The following is an 18,491-nucleotide window of genomic DNA, read 5'->3' on the forward strand; positions in this document are numbered from 1 at the left end:
CCGTGACCGATTTACTGTCACAAGATGAAATTGATGCGCTGTTACATGGTGTTGATGACGTCGAAGAAGAGGAAATAGACGATTCCGGTGAAGGCCGGGGCCGCTCTGCCATGGAATACGATTTCTCGTCGCAGGATCGTATTGTACGTGGCCGCATGCCAACGCTGGAGATGGTAAACGAACGCTTTGCCCGCCATATGCGTATCAGCCTGTTTAATATGATGCGCCGCACCGCTGAAGTGTCAATTAACGGCGTGCAGATGATCAAGTTTGGCGAGTACGTGCACACATTGTTTGTGCCGACCAGTTTAAATATGGTGCGGTTCAGGCCGCTTAAAGGCACTGGCCTGATTACCATGGAAGCCAGGCTGGTATTTATTTTGGTGGATAACTTCTTTGGTGGTGACGGCCGTTACCATGCCAAAATTGAAGGCCGTGAGTTTACCCCGACCGAGCGGCGTATTATTCAGATGTTGCTGAAGCTGATTTTTGAAGATTATAAAGAAGCCTGGGCGCCGGTAATGGATGTGTCATTCGAATACCTGGATTCTGAAGTTAACCCGGCAATGGCCAATATTGTCAGCCCCACTGAGGTGGTGGTAATCAGCTCTTTCCACATTGAACTGGACGGTGGCGGTGGTGATTTCCATGTCGCATTGCCGTATTCCATGCTGGAACCGATCCGCGAGCTGCTGGATGCCGGTGTACAAAGTGACAAAGAAGACACCGATTTACGCTGGAGCAAGGCTCTGCGTGACGAAATTATGGATGTAAAGGTGGATTTAACCACCAAAATGATGGATGTCGATTTAACGCTGCGGCAAATTATGGAGTTGCAGGCCGGTGATATTATTCCGATAGAAATGCCGGACCATATCACGGTACTGGTTGAAGATTTACCAACCTACAGAGCTAAATTGGGCCGTTCGCGCGAACATGCTGCGCTGAAAATTATTGAAAAAATTAAACGGCCGGAATCAGCAAAATCTGAGATGCATGTGTTTACTAAAGGTGGGCGGCGCCTTGACAGCGATGCCGATATTTCTGAGTTAGAAGCCGATCTGAACCTGTCAGATCGCGATAGAAGGTAACAAAAAATGGCTGATGATAAAGACACCATGGACGAATGGGCCGCTGCCATGGCCGAAGCTGAAGGCACCGATGGTGCAGAAGCTGTTGAGCTTGAAGAGCTGCGTGATGAAAAAGCCGATATCACGGTAGATGAAAAACGTAAGCTGGATACTATTTTAGATATTCCGGTCACTATTTCTATGGAAGTTGGCCGGGCCAAAATAAGTATCCGTAACTTATTGCAGCTTAATCAGGGCTCGGTGGTTGAACTGGAGCGTGTAGCCGGCGAACCATTAGACGTGCTGGTTAACGGCACCCTGATAGCGCACGGTGAAGTGGTTGTAGTAAACGACAAGTTTGGTATTCGCCTCACTGACGTTATCAGCCAGATTGAACGGATTAAGAAGTTACGTTGATGCGATTATTGTTTGTTACGTTACTATGTTGCACCTTAATACCGCTGACGGGGCTGGCCCAGAGTACTGACGACGCCGCCGCGCAAGCCAAGAGTACAACCAAAACTGAGGTTGTAGCGCAAAGTGAACCCGAGCCTCCAGCCTCGCAGCCTGCATCTGTGCCAGCCTTACAGCTAAAAACAGAAGCGCCGGCCGAACGCCCGTCAGCAGGTCTTGGCCTGGGGAAAATGGCACTATCGCTGGCGATAGTGGTAGCAATAGTGCTTACGCTGGGCTGGGCGTTCAAAAAATTGACGTTGCGCTTACCTGGCAGCAGGCATATAAAAATTATTTCTACCATGCCGATTGGCCCGAAAGAGCGATTGTTAGTTGTTGAAATGCAAGGAAAACAACGTGTTTTAGGTGTCACCGCACACAGCATAAATTTACTGTTTGAACTGGAAAATCCTCTACCTGAAGAAAAGTTGGCATCAGACTTTCATACACAGTTGCAATCGTTCCTGAAAAAATAGTGTGAGCTATGTTGCGACTGTTGTTCGTGGTGCTGGTAATACTGCTAAGCCCCGATGTTCTGGCTGATAATGGTGCCTTATCGGCTGTTACGGTAACTACCGGAGCCGATGGCTCCCAACAATACAGTGTAACGCTGCAGGTACTGGCGCTGATGACAGCGCTCAGTTTTATTCCTGCTATCGTTATCATGATGACCTGCTTTACCCGCATTATTGTGGTACTGGCCATACTTCGCCAGGCTATCGGTTTGCAGCAAACGCCGTCTAACCAGGTATTAATCGGCATTACGCTGTTTCTGACCTTTTTTATTATGGCGCCGGTGTTTAAAAACATTAATGACACGGCCATTCAACCTTACCTGAGCGAAGAAATTACGCCGGTGCAGGCACTTGATGCTGCGCTGATACCTATTAAAGGTTTTATGCTGCACCAGACCCGCACCAAAGATTTAGACACCTTCGCCCAGATTGCCGGGCTGGAAATTGCTGCCTCGCCGCAGGATTACCCGATTACAATAGTGGTCCCGGCTTTTATTACCAGCGAACTTAAAACCGCCTTTCAGATTGGTTTTATGCTGTTTATCCCGTTTCTGATTATCGATTTGGTCGTAGCCAGCGTGCTGATGGCAATGGGTATGATGATGTTATCGCCGATGATTATCTCGTTACCCTTTAAGTTGATGATGTTCGTACTGGTTGATGGCTGGATTCTGGTTATGGGTACACTCGCCACCAGTTATGGGGTGGGCACATGAGCCCGGAGGTTTTTGTCGATGTGCTGCGTGATGCACTGTTTCTGGTAATCTTGCTGGTAAGCGCCATTATTCTGCCATCGTTGTTTGTTGGCCTGCTGGTGGCTGTTTTCCAGGCGGCAACCTCTATTAACGAGCAAACATTAAGCTTTTTACCACGGCTGATTGTTACACTGCTGGCGCTGATTTTTGGCGGCCACTGGTTTACCCGCGTTATTATGGAATACACCAACGAATTGATTTTAAGTATTCCAACGGTTGTGGGCTAACGCACAATGGAATTTCCGCTGAATGTACTGATGCAGACTCTGGCAGATTACCTGCTGCCAATGTGTCGTGTTACCGGTATGTTCCTGATTATGGCCGGTATTGGTGTACGTAATGTGCCCATGCGGATAAAAACCGGCCTGGTGCTGATGATCACGCTGATCATTATGCCGACACTGCCGCCGGTAGCTAACCCGGATTTAATGTCAGGCCAGATGATACTTGAAGTGATGTTGCAACTGCTGATTGGCTTTGCACTGGGCTTTATTTCATTAATGTTTATAACCACCTTTGTTATTGCCGGGCAATTGCTTGCCATGCAAACCGGCCTGGGCTTTGCGTCTATGGTCGACCCAGCCAGTGGCGTCAATGTGGCAGCTATCGGCCAGTTTTATCTGATCCTGGCTACCTTGCTGTTCTGGATTTTTGACGGCCACTTAATCATGATTCAAATGCTGGTATTTAGCTTTGACACCCTGCCGATTAACGGCCAGTGGTGGGACGTCACCAGCTACTGGACAGTGATCGAGTTTGCCGGCTGGATGTTCGCTACCGCCCTGGCAATAGCACTGGCACCGATTGTGTCTATGCTGGTGGTCAATTTGTCTTTTGGCATTATGACGCGTGCCGCACCGCAGCTGAATATTTTCTCGATAGGTTTTCCTATCACCATGCTGGCCGGTTTAATCATCTTGTGGTTAACGCTGGATACCTTCTTATTTCATTACGACAAACAGTGGCAGCACGCGATAGATTACAGCTGCCGGCTGATTGGCTGCTAGGCGGAGGGCTCTGCAATGGCAGATGAAAGCACCGAAAAGACCGAACAGCCCACCCCCAAGAAGCTGGAAGACGCAGCTAAAAAGGGCCAGATTGCCCGTTCCAAGGATTTAGGCACCGCTTTTGTATTAATTGGCAGCGCTGCGTCTTTGCTGGTATTTGGCAAAATGCTGGCAATGGCTGTGCTCGATGTTGGCCAGCGTATGTTGCAGTTAAACCCGAAAGATATTTTTGAAACCAACTCTATGTTTACCGCCTGGGGGGCTGTGGGCGAAAAATTGGCACCGCCGCTGGCAGGTATCTTTATTATTATTCTGATTGCAGCCTTTATAGGTAACACCTTACTGGGTGGTTTTAATTTTAGCTGGGAGGCGGCTGCGCCCAAAGCCAGCAAAATGGACCCATTAAAAGGCTTTAAACGCATGTTTGGCCTGCAGGCGCTGGTGGAGCTGCTAAAAAGTATTCTCAAAGTAATTGTTGTGATGGGAATTGCTTATCTGCTGCTGAAGATATTCTTTTTTGACATTATGGCGCTGTCTTTGATGAGTGAGCCAAATAACATCGAATCGGCTTTATATTTTTTAGCCTGGTTGTTTCTGGGCTTATGCGCCAGTGTGTCGGTGATCGCAGTAGTTGATGCGCCATACCAAAAATGGAATCATATAAAACAACTGAAAATGTCGCTGCAGGAAATTAAAGACGAATATAAAAACAGCGAAGGCGATCCGCAAATTAAAGCCCGTATTCGCCGTACCCAGATGCAAATGTCGATGAAACGCATGATGCAGGAAGTGCCCAAAGCCGATGTTATCGTCACTAACCCTACGCATTACGCGGTGGCATTAAAATATGATCAGGGCAAATTCCGCGCTCCGGTTGTTGTGGCTAAAGGGGTGGATGAAGTGGCTATGCACATTCGTAAAATAGGTAATGAACATAAAGTACCGGTTATTGAATCTCCGTCACTGGCGCGTTCTATTTACTACACCACCAAGCTGGACCATCCAATACCCGAGCAACTTTTTGCGGCTGTAGCGCAGGTTTTAGCCTATGTTTATCAGCTGAAAATGTATAAAAAAGGCAAAGGCAGCCGGCCGAAAACGCTGGCCAAAGAGCTGCCAATCCCAGAAGATTACCGCCATTAAGTTCAGCTGAGGCTGTGCTCACTCTAGTGTTGGAACGCTTCTTGCTGAACTGCTGCATAGCGCCAATTTACTGTCAGGGTTGTCATGCAGTTAGCCAGTGTTTTTAATAAATTCGACCGCACCCATTTAGCCTATGCTAAAGGTATAGCTACACCGCTGCTTATTCTTGCTGCACTGGCGATGATTGTACTGCCACTGCCGCCCTGGCTGTTGGATATACTGTTTATCTTTAATATCGCGCTGGCGTTAGTGGTGCTGCTGGTTACCATTTACAGCCTGCGCCCGCTCGATTTTGCTGTCTTTCCCAGTGTGTTGCTTATTGCCACTATTTTGCGTCTGGCGCTTAACGTTGCCAGTACCCGGGTGATCCTGTTGGAAGGGCATCAGGGCGAGGCTGCTGCCGGTAAAGTTATTGAAGCCTTTGGCTCGGTGGTTATCGGCGGTAACTTTGCTGTAGGTCTGGTGGTGTTTATTATTCTGGTTATTATTAACTTTATTGTAATTACCAAAGGCGCCGGGCGTATTGCAGAAGTATCTGCCCGTTTTACGCTGGATGCGATGCCGGGTAAGCAAATGGCTATTGATGCCGATCTGAACTCTGGCCTGATTACCCAGGAAGAAGCCCGGGTACGGCGTGATGATGTGACCAGCGAGGCCAATTTTTACGGCTCAATGGACGGTGCCAGTAAGTTTGTCAAAGGTGATGCCATTGCCGGCATTGTGATTATGGTGGTCAGTATTGTCGGTGGTTTGTTTATCGGTATGGTGCAGCACGGCTTAACGTTTGGCAATGCACTGGAAATTTATACCTTGCTAACTATCGGCGATGGCTTGGTAGCGCAAATCCCGGCACTGCTGCTATCTATCGGCACTGCCATAGTGGTAACCCGGCAGAATAAATCTGAGCAAATGGGCACACAGATGGTAGCGCAACTGGGTACTACCCAGGTGCTTACAGTGGCTACCTCGGTACTGGCAATTATCGGTATTGTGCCGGGTATGCCACATTTTGCCTTTTTATCTATGGCAGCTTTGCTGGGCGGTATTACCTACCTTCTGCATAAACGCCAGCAAAAACAAAGCTCTGAACTAGTCAGCCGTAACACGCAGGAGCTTACGCCGGTTGAGTCTAACGTGGTTAAAGAAATTGGCTGGGACGATGTACAGGGCGTTGATACCATTGGTCTGGAAGTGGGTTACCGGTTAATTCCGCTGGTTGACAAGGCCCAGGGCGGTGAACTGTTAAGCCGTATTAAAGGTGTGCGCAAGAAATTATCACAAGAGCTGGGTTTTCTTATTCCTGCCGTGCATATCCGTGACAATCTGGATTTAGAACCTAACAGCTACCGCATGACGTTAATGGGCGTTACCAGCGGCGAAGGCGAACTGCGCCATGATAACGAGCTGGCGATTAACCCCGGTCAGGTGTTTGGCACTGTTAAAGGTATCGCCACTAAAGATCCGGCGTTTGGCTTAGATGCTGTATGGATTAGCAAAGATCAGCGCGAGCATGCGCAAACCCTGGGTTATACCGTGGTAGATGCCGCAACAGTAGTGGCCACCCACTTAAGCCAGATTTTAACCAACCATGCTGCCAGCTTACTGGGCCATGAAGAAGTGCAAAACCTGCTGGATATGCTGGCCAAGCATTCACCCAAACTGGTAGAGGGTTTAGTGCCGGATACGCTGGCGCTGACCACAGTGGTGAAAGTGCTGCAAAACCTGTTGCAGGAAGGCGTACCTATCCGTGATATGCGCACCATAGTGCAAACGCTGGTGGAATATGGTGCTAAAAGCCAGGATGTCGATGTGCTTACTGCCGCTTGTCGTATTGCGCTGCGCCGCCTTATCGTGCAGGAAGTGGGTGGCAGCCGCAAAGAAATTCCCGTTATTACCTTTGCGCCCGAGCTGGAGCAGATGCTGCATCAGTCGATGCAGGCTGCCGGTAATGATGGTGCTGGTATTGAACCGGGCCTGGCTGACCGTATTCAGCAGTCGCTGCAGGATGCGCATCAGAACCAGGAACTTAGCGGCGACAGCGCAGTATTGCTAACGTCAGGAATTTTACGCTCAGTAATGGCACGATTCGTGAAGTACACCATTCCGGGGTTGCGGGTATTGTCTTATCAGGAAATACCCGACGATAAACAAATTCGTATTGTCAGCGTTATAGGCCAGGCAAGCTAGGAGTTAACTCATGAAAATCAAACGCTTTGTAGCAAAAGATATGCGCACAGCATTACAGGAAGTAAAAGAATTCCTTGGGCCCGACGCCATTATTTTGTCAAACAAAAAAGTAGCCGATGGCGTTGAAATAGTCGCGGCGATTGACCATGAGCCAGCCCCTGTTGCTAAAGCTGCCACTGTTGCACCCAAACGCACTGAACCACGCCTGCAGGTTACCGTAGCAGATGACGACGAAACAGAAGCTCCGGCTGACTCGTTAAAAGCCCTGCTGGCGCGGCAAATGATTAAACAGCAAAAAAGTACTCAGCCTACTGCTGGCGCAGCACAGAAAAAAGATGTGCAGCTTGCCACGCAGTTTGAGCGTCAAAGTTCTGGCGTTGCTGCCAATGTTAGCGCCGGTGTCAGTACGGTACAGTTTACTGAGCTGACCAAACAGCAGGATCAGCAAGCCAAACTGCTACAGCAACAAATGGATGCGATGCGCAATGAAATGCTGTCAATGCGCCAGCTATTACAGCATCAGGTGTCTGGTTTAATGTGGCAGGAACTGGCACGGCGTGAGCCGGTACGAGCCTTGGTGATTGAGAATTTGCAGCAATTAGGTTTATCTGAGCAGGTAGCCGATCAGCTGGCGTGCTTTATGCCGGAAGATCTTAATACCACTGATGCCTGGGATGCCGCGCTGGAGTTACTGGCCGGCCAGCTAAGTACAACGAATGATGACATTTTACGCCGTGGCGGCGTAGTGGCACTGGTAGGTCCAACCGGCGTAGGTAAAACCACGACAGTAGCAAAGCTGGCGGCAGAATTTGCCAAGCGCCATGGCGCTGATCAGGTAGCACTGATAACAACCGACAGCTACCGCATTGGTGCTTTTGAGCAACTAGCCACCTTTGGCCGCATTATTGGTTGCCCGGTAAAGCAGGCTAAAGACAGTGACGAGCTGGCGCTGTTAATTAATCAGTTACAACAACGCAAACTTATTCTGATAGATACTGCCGGAATGAGCCAGCGTGATGTGCGTTTGGCAGAAAAACTTGCGTCTCTGGTACACAATAGTCGTGTCAAAATAAAAAGTTATCTGGTATTGTCTGCGACATCGCAAGCAAGGGTTATGCAGGAAAGCGTAATGCATTTCAAACGTATTCCCTTGTCTGGTTGTATTTTCACCAAACTTGACGAATGCTTAAGCTTGGGTGAAGTTATAAATGTTGCTATTCAGAATGCGTTGCCGGTTAGCTACCTGACCAACGGTCAGCGGGTACCCGAAGATATTGCTGTGGCCCAGGCGCAAACGCTGGTGCAACAGGCAGAAACGTTACGTATCGCGCAAAGTAGTACGGTTCATCAGTGGTATAACGACGGCATGAACCGCGCGGAAGGAACCTATGCATAGTCATGAAAATATTGATGATCAAGCCAGTGGCCTGAGAAAAATGAATAAGCAGATGGTAAAAGTAATATCAATTACAGGTGGCAAAGGCGGCGTGGGTAAAACTAACGTCTCGCTAAACCTCGCCATGGCGCTGTCCCAACTGGGAAAAAAGGTGCTGGTGCTGGATGCTGACCTGGGTTTAGCCAACTGTGATGTCATGCTTGGGTTGCGGGTAGAAAAAAACCTGTCGCACGTGTTATCAGGTGAAGTAGAGCTGGATGATGTAATTATCGACGGCCCCTTCGGCATTAAAATTATCCCGGCCACATCCGGCTCTCAAAATATGACGGAACTGGCACCGGCAGAGCATGCTGGCCTTATCCGGGCATTCAGTGAATTAAAAACACAGGTAGACGTGCTGCTGGTTGATACCGCCGCCGGTATTTCCGATATGGTGTTAAGCTTCTCCCGTGCCTCGCAGGATGTGCTGGTAGTAGTATGTGATGAACCATCATCTATTACCGATGCCTATGCGCTGATGAAGATCCTCAGTCGCGACCACGGCGTAGAAAAATTTAAAATTGTGGCCAATATGGTACGCAGTTTAAAAGAAGGTCAGGAGCTTTTCGCCAAGCTGACGCGGGTAACAGACCGCTTTTTAGATGTTAATCTGGAACTGGTTGCCATCATTCCCTACGATGAAAATGTCCGTAAAGCAGCCCGTAAGCAAAAAGCTTTTATTGAAATTTTTCCGAAAACGCCAGCGAGCATGGCAATTAAAAGCCTGGCACTGAAAGCCGGCAAATGGCCTTTGCCCGCTGTAGCGTCTGGGCACCTGGAGTTCTTTCTCGAGCAGTTGGTGCAGCCACATACTGATCGGGGGCTGGTGTGAACAGTAAACTTGCTGCTTATGGCGGTGTTGACCACATGCAACAATTGGTCGAACGCCATGCGCCGCTGGTAAAACGTATTGCCTATCATTTGCTGGCACGGTTACCTGCCAGCGTGTTGGTAGACGATCTTATTCAGTCTGGCATGATTGGGCTGATTGAGGCGGCAAAAAACTTTGACGGCAGTAAAGGTGCCAGTTTTGAAACCTTTGCAGGTATTCGTATCCGTGGCTCTATGCTCGATGAAATGCGGCGTGGCGACTGGACACCGCGCTCGGTGCATCGCAATGCCCGGCTGATAGCGGAAACCATTGCTGAACTTGAATCGCAACATGGCCGTGATATAAAAGATATTGAAGTTGCTGAAAAACTTGATATATCTTTGGATGAATACCATCATATGCTCAGCGATATCAGCAGTGGCCGTATTATTGGTATAGAAGACTTAGGTATTTCCGAGGATGTGTTAGTGACCTCGGGCGATACAGAAGGAGATCATTTGTATGAATCTCAGGCCAATGAAAGCTTCCACCAGGATTTAGTTAAAACAATCAGTAATTTGCCAGAGCGTGAAGCTTTAGTGCTTTCGCTGTATTATAATGACGAGCTAAACTTAAAAGAGATTGGGGCAGTGCTTAATGTCAGCGAGTCCCGGGTAAGTCAAATTCATAGTCAGGCATTGGTCAGATTGAAAGCCAGAATGCAGGATTGGTTGTAAGCTATTCTGAGATAAAAAGTAATATCTCGTCGGAGGGGATTTTGGATAAAAACATGAAAATTCTTGTGGTGGATGATTTTTCAACCATGAGACGCATAATAAAAAATCTGTTGCGTGACCTTGGCTTTACCAATGTGTCAGAGGCTGATGATGGCAGCACCGCTTTGCCTATGCTGCAAAATGGCGATTTTGACTTCGTCGTGACCGACTGGAACATGCCAGGTATGCAGGGTATCGATTTATTGCGTGCTATCCGCGCCGATGCCAAGTTAAAGCATATACCGGTATTGATGGTTACCGCTGAAGCGAAAAAGGAACAAATCATTGCTGCCGCGCAAGCCGGTGTTAATGGTTATATTGTTAAGCCGTTTACGGCTGCAACCTTGCAAGAGAAGTTAGCTAAAGTATTCGAACGGATCGGCTAACCGTAGCTGACAAAGGAGTGATGCCATGTCTGCGATTACGGCGCCTGTAATTTCTCTGGACCAAGCGCGGGAGCTGGTGCAGCTCCTTGAGATGGGCGAAAACGAAACAGCTAATCAAATGGTACAGCAACTGGCTGTACCAGGTTCGTCAGAGTTATTTGCGGAGGTGGGGAAACTTACCCGGCAACTGCACGACTCACTGAAGAATTTCCAGATAGATCCCTCACTGAATAACCTGTTAGAAGAAGATATTCCAGATGCGAAAAAACGGCTGAATCATGTTATTGATATGACAGAGCAGGCCGCCAATCGCACGATGGACGCGGTAGAATCCTGCCTGCCAATCGCAGACCAACTCAGCCAGCAACTGGGTAAAATTCAGCCGCAGTGGCAAAAGTTAATGCAGCGGCAATTGCAGCTTGGTGAGTTTAAACAACTGTGTCATACGCTGGATAATTTTTTACTGCAGGCAAATACTGATTCAGGCACTTTAAACTCTCTGCTGACAGATGTGTTAATGGCACAGGATTATCAGGATCTTACCGGGCAGATTTTACGCCGGGTAATTGAACTGGTACGCGAAGTGGAAGAAAGTTTGATTGGTCTGCTAACGGCTTTTGGTCAATCCAGTATGATGGTAGCAGCTGAAGCTAAACCAGCGAAAAGTAAGCCCAAAGCGCATGAAGCTGAAGGGCCTATTATTGATGCAGCAGAGCGTGACGACGTGGTAAGCGGTCAGGATGATGTCGATGATTTGTTATCCAGTTTGGGTTTTTAACAGAGGTGTCTTTGCATGAGCTTTGATATGGATGAGGATATACTGCAGGACTTCCTGGTTGAAGCCGGTGAAATCCTCGAACTATTGCAGGAACAGCTGGTAGAACTGGAGAATAATCCCGACGATGCTAATTTGCTCAATGCGATTTTCCGCGGCTTTCATACCGTAAAAGGCGGTGCCGGTTTTCTGTCACTGACCGAGCTGGTTGATGCCTGCCACGGTGCTGAAAACGTGTTTGATATACTGCGTACCGGTAAGCGCCGTGTGACACCTGAGCTGATGGACGTTATCCTGCAGTCGCTAGACAGCATCAACGCCATGTTTGTTGAGGTGCAAAACCGTCAACCGTTAACGCCGGCTTCTGCCGCAGTACTTGAAGCATTGCATCATTACAGCGAACCTGAATCTGCATCTAATCCTGCACCGGTGGTAAAAGCTGCCCCTGTCAACAAAGCCGAACCTGCTGTTGCAGAGAGTACTGCGCAGGGCGACACAGTGGATGAAATCACTGAAGAAGAATTTGAACGGATGATGGATGAGTTGCATGGCAAAAAAGGCTCAGCCACAGCAGCTCCTGCGCCGGTTTCTGCGCCTGCGGCCAGTGCCGGTGATGACATCACTGACGATGAGTTTGAAGCTATTCTTGATCAGCTGCATGGTAAGGGCTCATTTATTCCTGATTCTGCCGCTGCTGCCGAGCCTGAAAAAGCGCCTGCAGCTGCCGCGAACAAGGCAAAAACAAGCGATACAAAAGCAAGCGATGAAATAGATGATGCTGAGTTTGAAGCGCTGCTTGATCAACTGCATGGTAAGGGTAAAGCCCCGGTAGCAGTCGAGTCCAAACCTGCTGCCAGCGAAGCTGCGGCTGTAACCAAACCTCAGGAAGCAAAACCAGCGGCGGCAGCACCAGCTGCGCCTGCACCGGATAAAGCTGCTGCCCAGCAACAAGCTGCACAAGCTGAAACCACAGTACGGGTAGATACCAAGCGGCTTGACCAGATTATGAATATGGTCGGTGAGCTGGTGTTGGTGCGTAACCGGCTGGTGAGTTTATCCGGTACTGTGCAAAACGAGGAAATGAGTAAAGCTATTTCCAACCTGGATGTCGTTACCGCCGACATTCAGGGCGCGGTAATGAAAACCCGCATGCAGCCCATTAAGAAAGTATTTGGTCGCTTTCCCCGCGTGGTACGTGATTTGGCCCGTTCACTGCAAAAAGACATTGAACTGGTACTGGAAGGTGAAGAAACCGATCTGGATAAAAACCTGGTCGAAGCGCTGGCTGACCCATTGGTACACTTGGTGCGTAACTCGGTAGACCATGGTATAGAGATGCCGGATGTACGGCTAAAAGCCGGTAAAAAACGTACTGGTATTGTTAAACTGGCGGCGGCACAAGCTGGCGACCATATTTTGCTGACCATCCATGACGATGGTGCTGGTATGGACCCGGAAAAACTAAAAGGTATCGCAATAAAGCGCGGTATTCTTGATGTTGATGCTGCAGCCCGGATGTCTGACACTGAGGCGTTTAACCTGATTTTTGCACCGGGGTTTTCGACCAAAGAACAAATTTCAGACATCTCCGGCCGCGGTGTTGGCATGGATGTCGTAAAAACCAAAATTACTCAGCTCAACGGTACCGTGCATATCCATTCTAAAATGGGTGAGGGCACCTTACTGGAGATTAAAGTTCCGCTGACACTGGCGATTTTGCCAACCCTGATGGTGATTGTTGGCAAGCAAACCTTTGCTTTGCCACTGGCCGGGGTCAGTGAAATTTTCCATCTGGATCTGAATAAAACCAACGTCGTTGATGGTCAGTTAACAGTGGTAGTGCGTAATAAAGCTATTCCGCTGTTTTTCCTCGAGCACTGGCTGGTTAAAGGTTCTGATAAAAAACGCCGCCGTGAACAGGGCCATGTGGTTATAGTGCAAATTGGCACCCAACAGGTCGGTTTTGTAGTGGATTCTCTGATAGGCCAGGAGGAGGTAGTAATAAAACCTCTGGATGCGTTGCTGCAGGGTACGCCAGGTATGGCCGGAGCTACGATTACTTCTGATGGGGGGATAGCGCTTATTCTGGATGTGCCGAACTTGCTGAAGCACTATGCGAAGAAATCAAAAATTAAGTTTGATCGCTTCAATAAAATAAACGCCTAAAGAGAGAAACCTATGGCAATTAGGGTGTTAGTAGTTGATGACTCGAGCTTTTTCCGGCGCCGGTTAACAGAAATTCTGGCGAAGGATGGCGACATCGACGTTATTGACACCGCTAACAATGGCAGGGAAGCCGTTGATAAAGCCTTAGCGCTAAAACCTGACGTAATTACGATGGACGTAGAAATGCCGGTGTTAGACGGTATTTCTGCCGTGCGCGAGATTATGCAGCAGCAGCGTATTCCCATTCTGATGTTTTCTTCGTTAACCCATGAAGGTGCCAAAGCGACCTTTGATGCGCTTGAAGCCGGTGCGGTTGATTTTCTGCCGAAAAAATTTGAAGACATCGCCCGCGACAAAGACGAAGCCGGCCAATTACTGCGTGAAAGAGTAAAAGCAGTAGCCCGTAAACGTACACTGGGCCGCCAGACTTTCAGCAGCACACCGCTGGCTTCCCGCCCGGCACCTGCCCCCAGCGATAGGTTGTCAGAACGCCCGGCATTAACCCGCAGCAGTTTTGAGCGGCCTAAGTTAAATGAAAGAGTGAGCTCGCGCGGGGCTTTTCAGGCCAGTGGTAAAACCTATAAGCTGGTTGCCATTGGTACCTCTACCGGTGGGCCGGTGGCCCTGCAACGTATTATCACTGCGTTACCGGCTGATTTTCCATTACCGATAGTGCTCATTCAGCATATGCCTGCAGCCTTTACCGGTGCTTTTGCCCAACGTTTAAATTCGCTGTCAAAAATTGAAGTGCGCGAAGCGCAGGATAACGATGTGCTGCGCCCCGGCGTGGCTTATCTGGCGCCTGGTGGCAAGCAAATGTTGCTTGAGGGCAATGAAGGCTCATGCCGGTTGCGGATTAAAGAAGACGACTCGCCACGCATAACCTTTAAACCCAGTGTGGATATTACCTTTGCGACTGCAGCTAAAGTCTTCAGTGATAAAGTGCTGGCGATTGTGCTTACCGGTATGGGGGCTGATGGTCGCGAAGGCGCAAGGTTGCTGAAACAACAAGGCGCCCGTATTTGGGCTCAGGATGAAGCCAGCTGTGTGGTGTATGGTATGCCACAGGCTATCGCCGCCGCAGGCCTGATGGATGAAGAAGTTAGCCTGAATGAAGTTGCTGCGCGGCTTATCACGGAATTAAAACATGGATAAGCTGGCCATCAGCGGTTTTCTGCTGGCAGTCATCGCTGTTGCCGGAGGCTTTGTTATTGAAGGTGGCAGCCTGGCTACGTTATTGCATTTCCCGGCCTTTCTTATTGTATTTGGCGGTACTGTGGGGGCGGTGATGCTGCAAACCCCTTTGTCGCAATTTAAACTGGGCCTAAAAATATTACCCTGGGTGATCCGCCCGGCGCAGATGCCGTTGGAGCATACAGCGCAGCGTATTGTGCAGTGGGGCAGCGCAGCCCGCGGTAGTGGTTTTCTGGCACTGGAACAGGACGCTCTGGCTGAGCACGATGCGTTTTTACACCGAGGCCTGAATTTGCTGGTAGATGGTGTTGAACCCAAAGCATTGCAAGATACTCTGGACGCAGAGCTGACACTGGAGCGTGAAAGGTTACTGCGTGGTGCGCGTATATTTGATGCCATGGGCGGTTACAGCCCGACCATAGGTATTGTCGGCGCTGTGCTGGGCCTTATTCAGGCGATGTCAAATATCTCTGAACCGCAGTTATTAGGCCAGGGCATTGCCACGGCATTTGTTGCCACCATTTATGGCGTTGGTTTTGCTAACCTGGTGTTTATTCCGGTAGGCAACAAACTGAAAAGCCTGGTGCAGCAGCGTACTTTGTACCATGAGCTGATTATTGAAGGTCTGGTGTCTATTGCTCATGGCGAAAATCCGCGCAATATCGAGCGTAAGCTGGCCGCTTACCATCCGGGTTAGCGCCAATGTACCGGCATAAACAGAAGCACACACAAATAGAGCCAGAGCAGTTAGATCGCTGGCTGGTGTCATACGCTGATTATATGACGCTGATGTTTGCGCTTTTTGTGGTGCTGTATGCCATGTCGATAGTGAAAGAAGAGCAGTACAGTGTACTGGCCGACAGCCTGACGCGAATGTTTGAACAGCCCGAGCAGCAAGATACCGGCGTGCAGGGGCAATCAGTGTTAACTAATGCCGTGCCGCAAAGCGAGTTGGATTTGTATGGCACTTCACTGGATCAAGCCAAAGGCCCCACTTTGCTGGCGGATGCCAGACAATTGTCGGATATCAGTGAGCGCAGGCTAGGCAGCCCGTTACAGGCAGTTGAGCAACAACTGACAAAAGCACTGGCTAATTTGCTGGAGCAAGGTCTGGCAAAAATAGAGCAGGATGAAAACTGGCTGACCATTGAGCTGAACAGCGGCCTGTTATTTGCCAGTGGCAGCGCAACAGCAACCAGTTCTGCGCAAACACTGTTAGGCGAAATTACCCGGATTATTAACCCCATCAGTAACTTTATCCGTGTGCGGGGTTATACTGACAACTTGCCAATTAACAATGAGCTGTTTTCATCAAACTGGGAGTTGTCAGTCAGCCGGGCTACCTCAGTGCTGCGGATTTTAGAACGCGCCGGAACGGCACCGCAGCGGCTTGCTATTGAAGGCTTTGGCCAGTATTACCCCTTTGGTCCGAATGACACTGAGCAGGGGCGGGCAGCCAACCGCAAAGTGGTGATTGCGATTTCCCGCTATGGTTACCAACCTGAAGAAACTGCTCCTGTCCAGCCTGAGCCCGCTGACAATAACGCTGCTGAGGGCTTGCAGCAGCAACTTGAGCAGATAACCCAGGACGATGGCAGCATTCGTGTTATTGCCCTACCTGGCGGTGGTATTCGTATTACCACGCGCCAGGATAATCCGGATGCAAAACCTTTAGAACAACAGGAACCCTGAAGTGGTAATTTGGACAGTAGCGAATCAGAAAGGCGGGGTGGGCAAAACCACCACTACAGTAACGCTGGGCGGTTTACTGGCAGAGCGTGGCTATAAAGTCTTGCTGGTAGACACTGATCCGCATGCGTCCCTGACCTATTATTTTGGTATTGACGCAGAAGAGCTGGAAGTTAGCGTATACGACATTTTTATCCGTGGTAAAGACATTACCAGCGAAGAAATTCTGCAGTCATTATGTCCAAGTGGTGTGGCTAATCTGGATATTTTGCCCTCATCTATGGCGCTGGCCACACTGGACCGCTCGTTAGGCAATAAAGGTGGTATGGGCCTGATGCTGAAAAAGGCCCTGCATAAAATCAACACCGAGTATGATTATGTATTGATTGACTGCCCGCCGGTAATGGGCGTACTGATGGTAAATGCGATTGCAGCCAGTGACCGTATTCTGATCCCGGTACAAACAGAGTTTCTGGCATTAAAAGGCCTGGAGCGGATGATCGCTACCATGGCGCTAATGCGGACATCACAGAAAAAAGATTACGCCTTTACCATCATTGCTACTATGTATGACAAGCGGACCAAGGCGTCGTTAGAAGCCTATAAAGAGCTAAAAAACAAATACCAGGAAAAGGTCTGGTCGGCGGTGATACCGGTAGACACTAAGTTTCGTGACGCCAGCCTGGCGTTAACACCGCCTAATGTGCATGCGCCGGGTAGCCGGGGCGTTTTTGCTTACAACACCCTGCTGACGTATTTACTGCAACTGGCAGCGGAGTAAGGCATGAGTAATTTAATCGCCAGTCAGAAGGTTATGCAGCACTACTTGTCAGCGCTGTTAACTGAAGAAGAGCCCGCAGCACCCACTGCAGAAGTGGCGATAGCTGAGCAAAAAAAGCAGCAGCTTAATGAATTACTGGCACAAGCTGTAGTGACAGAAGCGGTTACTGAAACAGTAGCTAAAACGAAAGTAGTTACTTCTCCGGCCGCTGAAACTAATGCCATGGCGGCGCTAAAAGCAAAGTTCGCCGAGGCAGAAGCGTCACAAGCGCTGCAACAGCGTGCAGTGCCGGTGTCTGAGCGTATTATAAGCACTGTGTCGCAACCCGCACCGCCCCCGCCGCCGACAGTAACGGCTGCTCCGACAAAAGATTACCGTCAGGGCCGGTTTCAGGCATTGTTTTTTGATGTAGCGGGTTTAAAAGTGGCAGTGCCGCTTAAAGAGTTAGGTGGTATTCATCAGCTAGGCACAATTAACAGCCTGATCGGCAAACCACAGTGGTTCAAAGGCGTGATGTTGTATCGCGAACAGAAAATCAGTATTGTCGATACCGCACGCTGGGTTATGCCAGAAAAATATGATCAGAGTTTGCAGCAAAAGCTAAACTATCAATATGTTATTATGCTTGGCAACAGTAACTGGGGCCTGTGTTGCGAAACATTGGTCAATACCTATGTGCTGGAGCAGGATGACGTAAAATGGCGTGAAGCCGAAGGTAAGCGGCCCTGGATGGCAGGCCTTATCAAAAAGCATATGTGTGTACTGCTGGATGTGGACGCTATGATTGATTTATTGAACCGTGGTCTGGATATCAGTGCATAATCAGACAAAGGATTTATACAGGAGCTGTGCATGAGCAATTTAACCAAGCAGTCGGTAAAGAAAACCGATTCAGCTGATATCGTGTTGCAATGGGTAACGTTTAAACTGCAGGAAGAAACCTACGGTATCAATGTGATGCAGGTGCAGGAAGTGCTGCGTTATACCGAAATTGCTCCGGTACCGGGCTCACCGGATTATGTGTTAGGTATTATTAACCTGCGTGGTAATGTGGTAACGGTAATTGATACCCGCACCCGTTTTGGTCTGGAGCCTGCAGATATAACAGATAATAGCCGTATTGTTATTATTGAGGCAGAAAAGCAGGTTATTGGTATTTTAGTCGATAGCGTGGCCGAAGTGGTTTATCTGAAGCAGTCTGAAGTGGATACCGCGCCAAATGTAGGTACAGAAGAAAGTGCCCGCTTCATTCAGGGCGTATCTAACCGTGAAGGCGAACTGCTGATCCTGGTCGATTTAAACAAGCTGCTCAGTGACGAAGAGTGGGAAGAGATCGGCGCTATCTGAT

At 49.1% G+C, this 18,491-nt stretch carries 20 protein-coding genes; all 20 read left to right on the forward strand.

All coding sequences use genetic code 11. The annotated features are described in order from the left end of the window. Positions 1 to 2: 2 nt before the first annotated feature. The 20 genes from fliM to AR688_RS13240 all read left to right on the forward strand — a co-directional run bounded on the left by fliM (position 3) and on the right by AR688_RS13240 (position 18,490). Positions 3 to 1,091: a flagellar motor switch protein FliM gene (gene fliM / locus AR688_RS13145; protein WP_068234595.1), complete on the forward strand. Its 1,089-nt coding sequence runs from the start codon at positions 3 to 5 to the stop codon at positions 1,089 to 1,091. Positions 1,092 to 1,097: 6 nt separating this feature from the next. After that, entirely contained in the window at positions 1,098 to 1,487 is a 390-nt protein-coding gene (gene fliN, locus AR688_RS13150) for a flagellar motor switch protein FliN (RefSeq protein ID WP_068234596.1), read from the forward strand. After that, complete coding sequence (gene fliO, locus AR688_RS20505) at positions 1,487 to 1,999, forward strand: flagellar biosynthetic protein FliO (protein WP_068234597.1); 513 nt, start codon at positions 1,487 to 1,489, stop codon at positions 1,997 to 1,999. The genes fliN and fliO overlap by 1 nt, the downstream gene beginning before the upstream one ends. An 8-nt stretch (positions 2,000 to 2,007) precedes the next feature. Next, on the forward strand, positions 2,008 to 2,754 hold the full coding sequence (gene fliP, locus AR688_RS13160; RefSeq protein ID WP_068234598.1) for a flagellar type III secretion system pore protein FliP: 747 nt from the start codon (positions 2,008 to 2,010) through the stop codon (positions 2,752 to 2,754). After that, a complete protein-coding gene (gene fliQ / locus AR688_RS13165; protein ID WP_068234604.1) occupies positions 2,751 to 3,020 on the forward strand; it encodes a flagellar biosynthesis protein FliQ in 270 nt (89 codons plus the stop codon). Before fliP ends, fliQ begins: the two co-directional genes overlap by 4 nt. A gap of 6 nt (positions 3,021 to 3,026) precedes the next feature. After that, positions 3,027 to 3,800, forward strand: a complete 774-nt coding sequence (gene fliR / locus AR688_RS13170; protein WP_068234607.1) for a flagellar biosynthetic protein FliR — start codon at positions 3,027 to 3,029, stop codon at positions 3,798 to 3,800. A gap of 15 nt (positions 3,801 to 3,815) precedes the next feature. Continuing rightward, a complete protein-coding gene (gene flhB / locus AR688_RS13175; protein WP_068234609.1) occupies positions 3,816 to 4,943 on the forward strand; it encodes a flagellar biosynthesis protein FlhB in 1,128 nt (375 codons plus the stop codon). A gap of 84 nt (positions 4,944 to 5,027) precedes the next feature. Beyond that, positions 5,028 to 7,130: a flagellar biosynthesis protein FlhA gene (gene flhA, locus AR688_RS13180; protein WP_068234610.1), complete on the forward strand. Its 2,103-nt coding sequence runs from the start codon at positions 5,028 to 5,030 to the stop codon at positions 7,128 to 7,130. 10 nt (positions 7,131 to 7,140) lie between these two features. Next, positions 7,141 to 8,526 (forward strand): flagellar biosynthesis protein FlhF, encoded by a 1,386-nt coding sequence (gene flhF, locus AR688_RS13185; RefSeq protein ID WP_068234611.1) that lies wholly within the window; start codon positions 7,141 to 7,143, stop codon positions 8,524 to 8,526. Beyond that, positions 8,519 to 9,397 (forward strand): MinD/ParA family protein, encoded by an 879-nt coding sequence (locus AR688_RS13190; protein WP_068234612.1) that lies wholly within the window; start codon positions 8,519 to 8,521, stop codon positions 9,395 to 9,397. The genes flhF and AR688_RS13190 overlap by 8 nt, the downstream gene beginning before the upstream one ends. Next, positions 9,394 to 10,113, forward strand: a complete 720-nt coding sequence (locus AR688_RS13195; protein ID WP_068234615.1) for an RNA polymerase sigma factor FliA — start codon at positions 9,394 to 9,396, stop codon at positions 10,111 to 10,113. Before AR688_RS13190 ends, AR688_RS13195 begins: the two co-directional genes overlap by 4 nt. A 53-nt stretch (positions 10,114 to 10,166) precedes the next feature. Beyond that, positions 10,167 to 10,538, forward strand: a complete 372-nt coding sequence (cheY, locus tag AR688_RS13200; RefSeq protein ID WP_206109480.1) for a chemotaxis response regulator CheY — start codon at positions 10,167 to 10,169, stop codon at positions 10,536 to 10,538. A gap of 25 nt (positions 10,539 to 10,563) precedes the next feature. Next, positions 10,564 to 11,316 carry a protein phosphatase CheZ gene (locus AR688_RS13205; RefSeq protein WP_068234617.1) on the forward strand — a complete coding sequence of 251 codons (753 nt, stop codon included), beginning with the start codon at positions 10,564 to 10,566 and terminating at the stop codon, positions 11,314 to 11,316. A 15-nt stretch (positions 11,317 to 11,331) separates the two neighbouring features. After that, entirely contained in the window at positions 11,332 to 13,479 is a 2,148-nt protein-coding gene (locus AR688_RS13210; RefSeq protein ID WP_068234620.1) for a chemotaxis protein CheA, read from the forward strand. 12 nt (positions 13,480 to 13,491) lie between these two features. After that, positions 13,492 to 14,634 carry a protein-glutamate methylesterase/protein-glutamine glutaminase gene (locus AR688_RS13215; protein WP_068234624.1) on the forward strand — a complete coding sequence of 381 codons (1,143 nt, stop codon included), beginning with the start codon at positions 13,492 to 13,494 and terminating at the stop codon, positions 14,632 to 14,634. After that, positions 14,627 to 15,370: a flagellar motor protein gene (locus AR688_RS13220; protein WP_068234626.1), complete on the forward strand. Its 744-nt coding sequence runs from the start codon at positions 14,627 to 14,629 to the stop codon at positions 15,368 to 15,370. The genes AR688_RS13215 and AR688_RS13220 overlap by 8 nt, the downstream gene beginning before the upstream one ends. Positions 15,371 to 15,375: 5 nt before the next feature. Beyond that, positions 15,376 to 16,365 carry a flagellar motor protein MotB gene (locus tag AR688_RS13225; RefSeq protein ID WP_068234629.1) on the forward strand — a complete coding sequence of 330 codons (990 nt, stop codon included), beginning with the start codon at positions 15,376 to 15,378 and terminating at the stop codon, positions 16,363 to 16,365. A gap of 1 nt (position 16,366) precedes the next feature. Further along, positions 16,367 to 17,143 (forward strand): ParA family protein, encoded by a 777-nt coding sequence (locus AR688_RS13230; RefSeq protein ID WP_068234634.1) that lies wholly within the window; start codon positions 16,367 to 16,369, stop codon positions 17,141 to 17,143. Between the two features lie 3 nt (positions 17,144 to 17,146). Further along, positions 17,147 to 17,965 (forward strand): chemotaxis protein CheW, encoded by an 819-nt coding sequence (locus AR688_RS13235; protein WP_068234637.1) that lies wholly within the window; start codon positions 17,147 to 17,149, stop codon positions 17,963 to 17,965. A gap of 30 nt (positions 17,966 to 17,995) precedes the next feature. Then, entirely contained in the window at positions 17,996 to 18,490 is a 495-nt protein-coding gene (locus tag AR688_RS13240) for a chemotaxis protein CheW (RefSeq protein ID WP_068234640.1), read from the forward strand. Position 18,491 lies beyond the last annotated feature (1 nt).

Source organism: Rheinheimera sp. EpRS3 (assembly GCF_001513785.1).
In the GTDB taxonomy this organism is placed as follows: domain Bacteria; phylum Pseudomonadota; class Gammaproteobacteria; order Enterobacterales; family Alteromonadaceae; genus Alishewanella.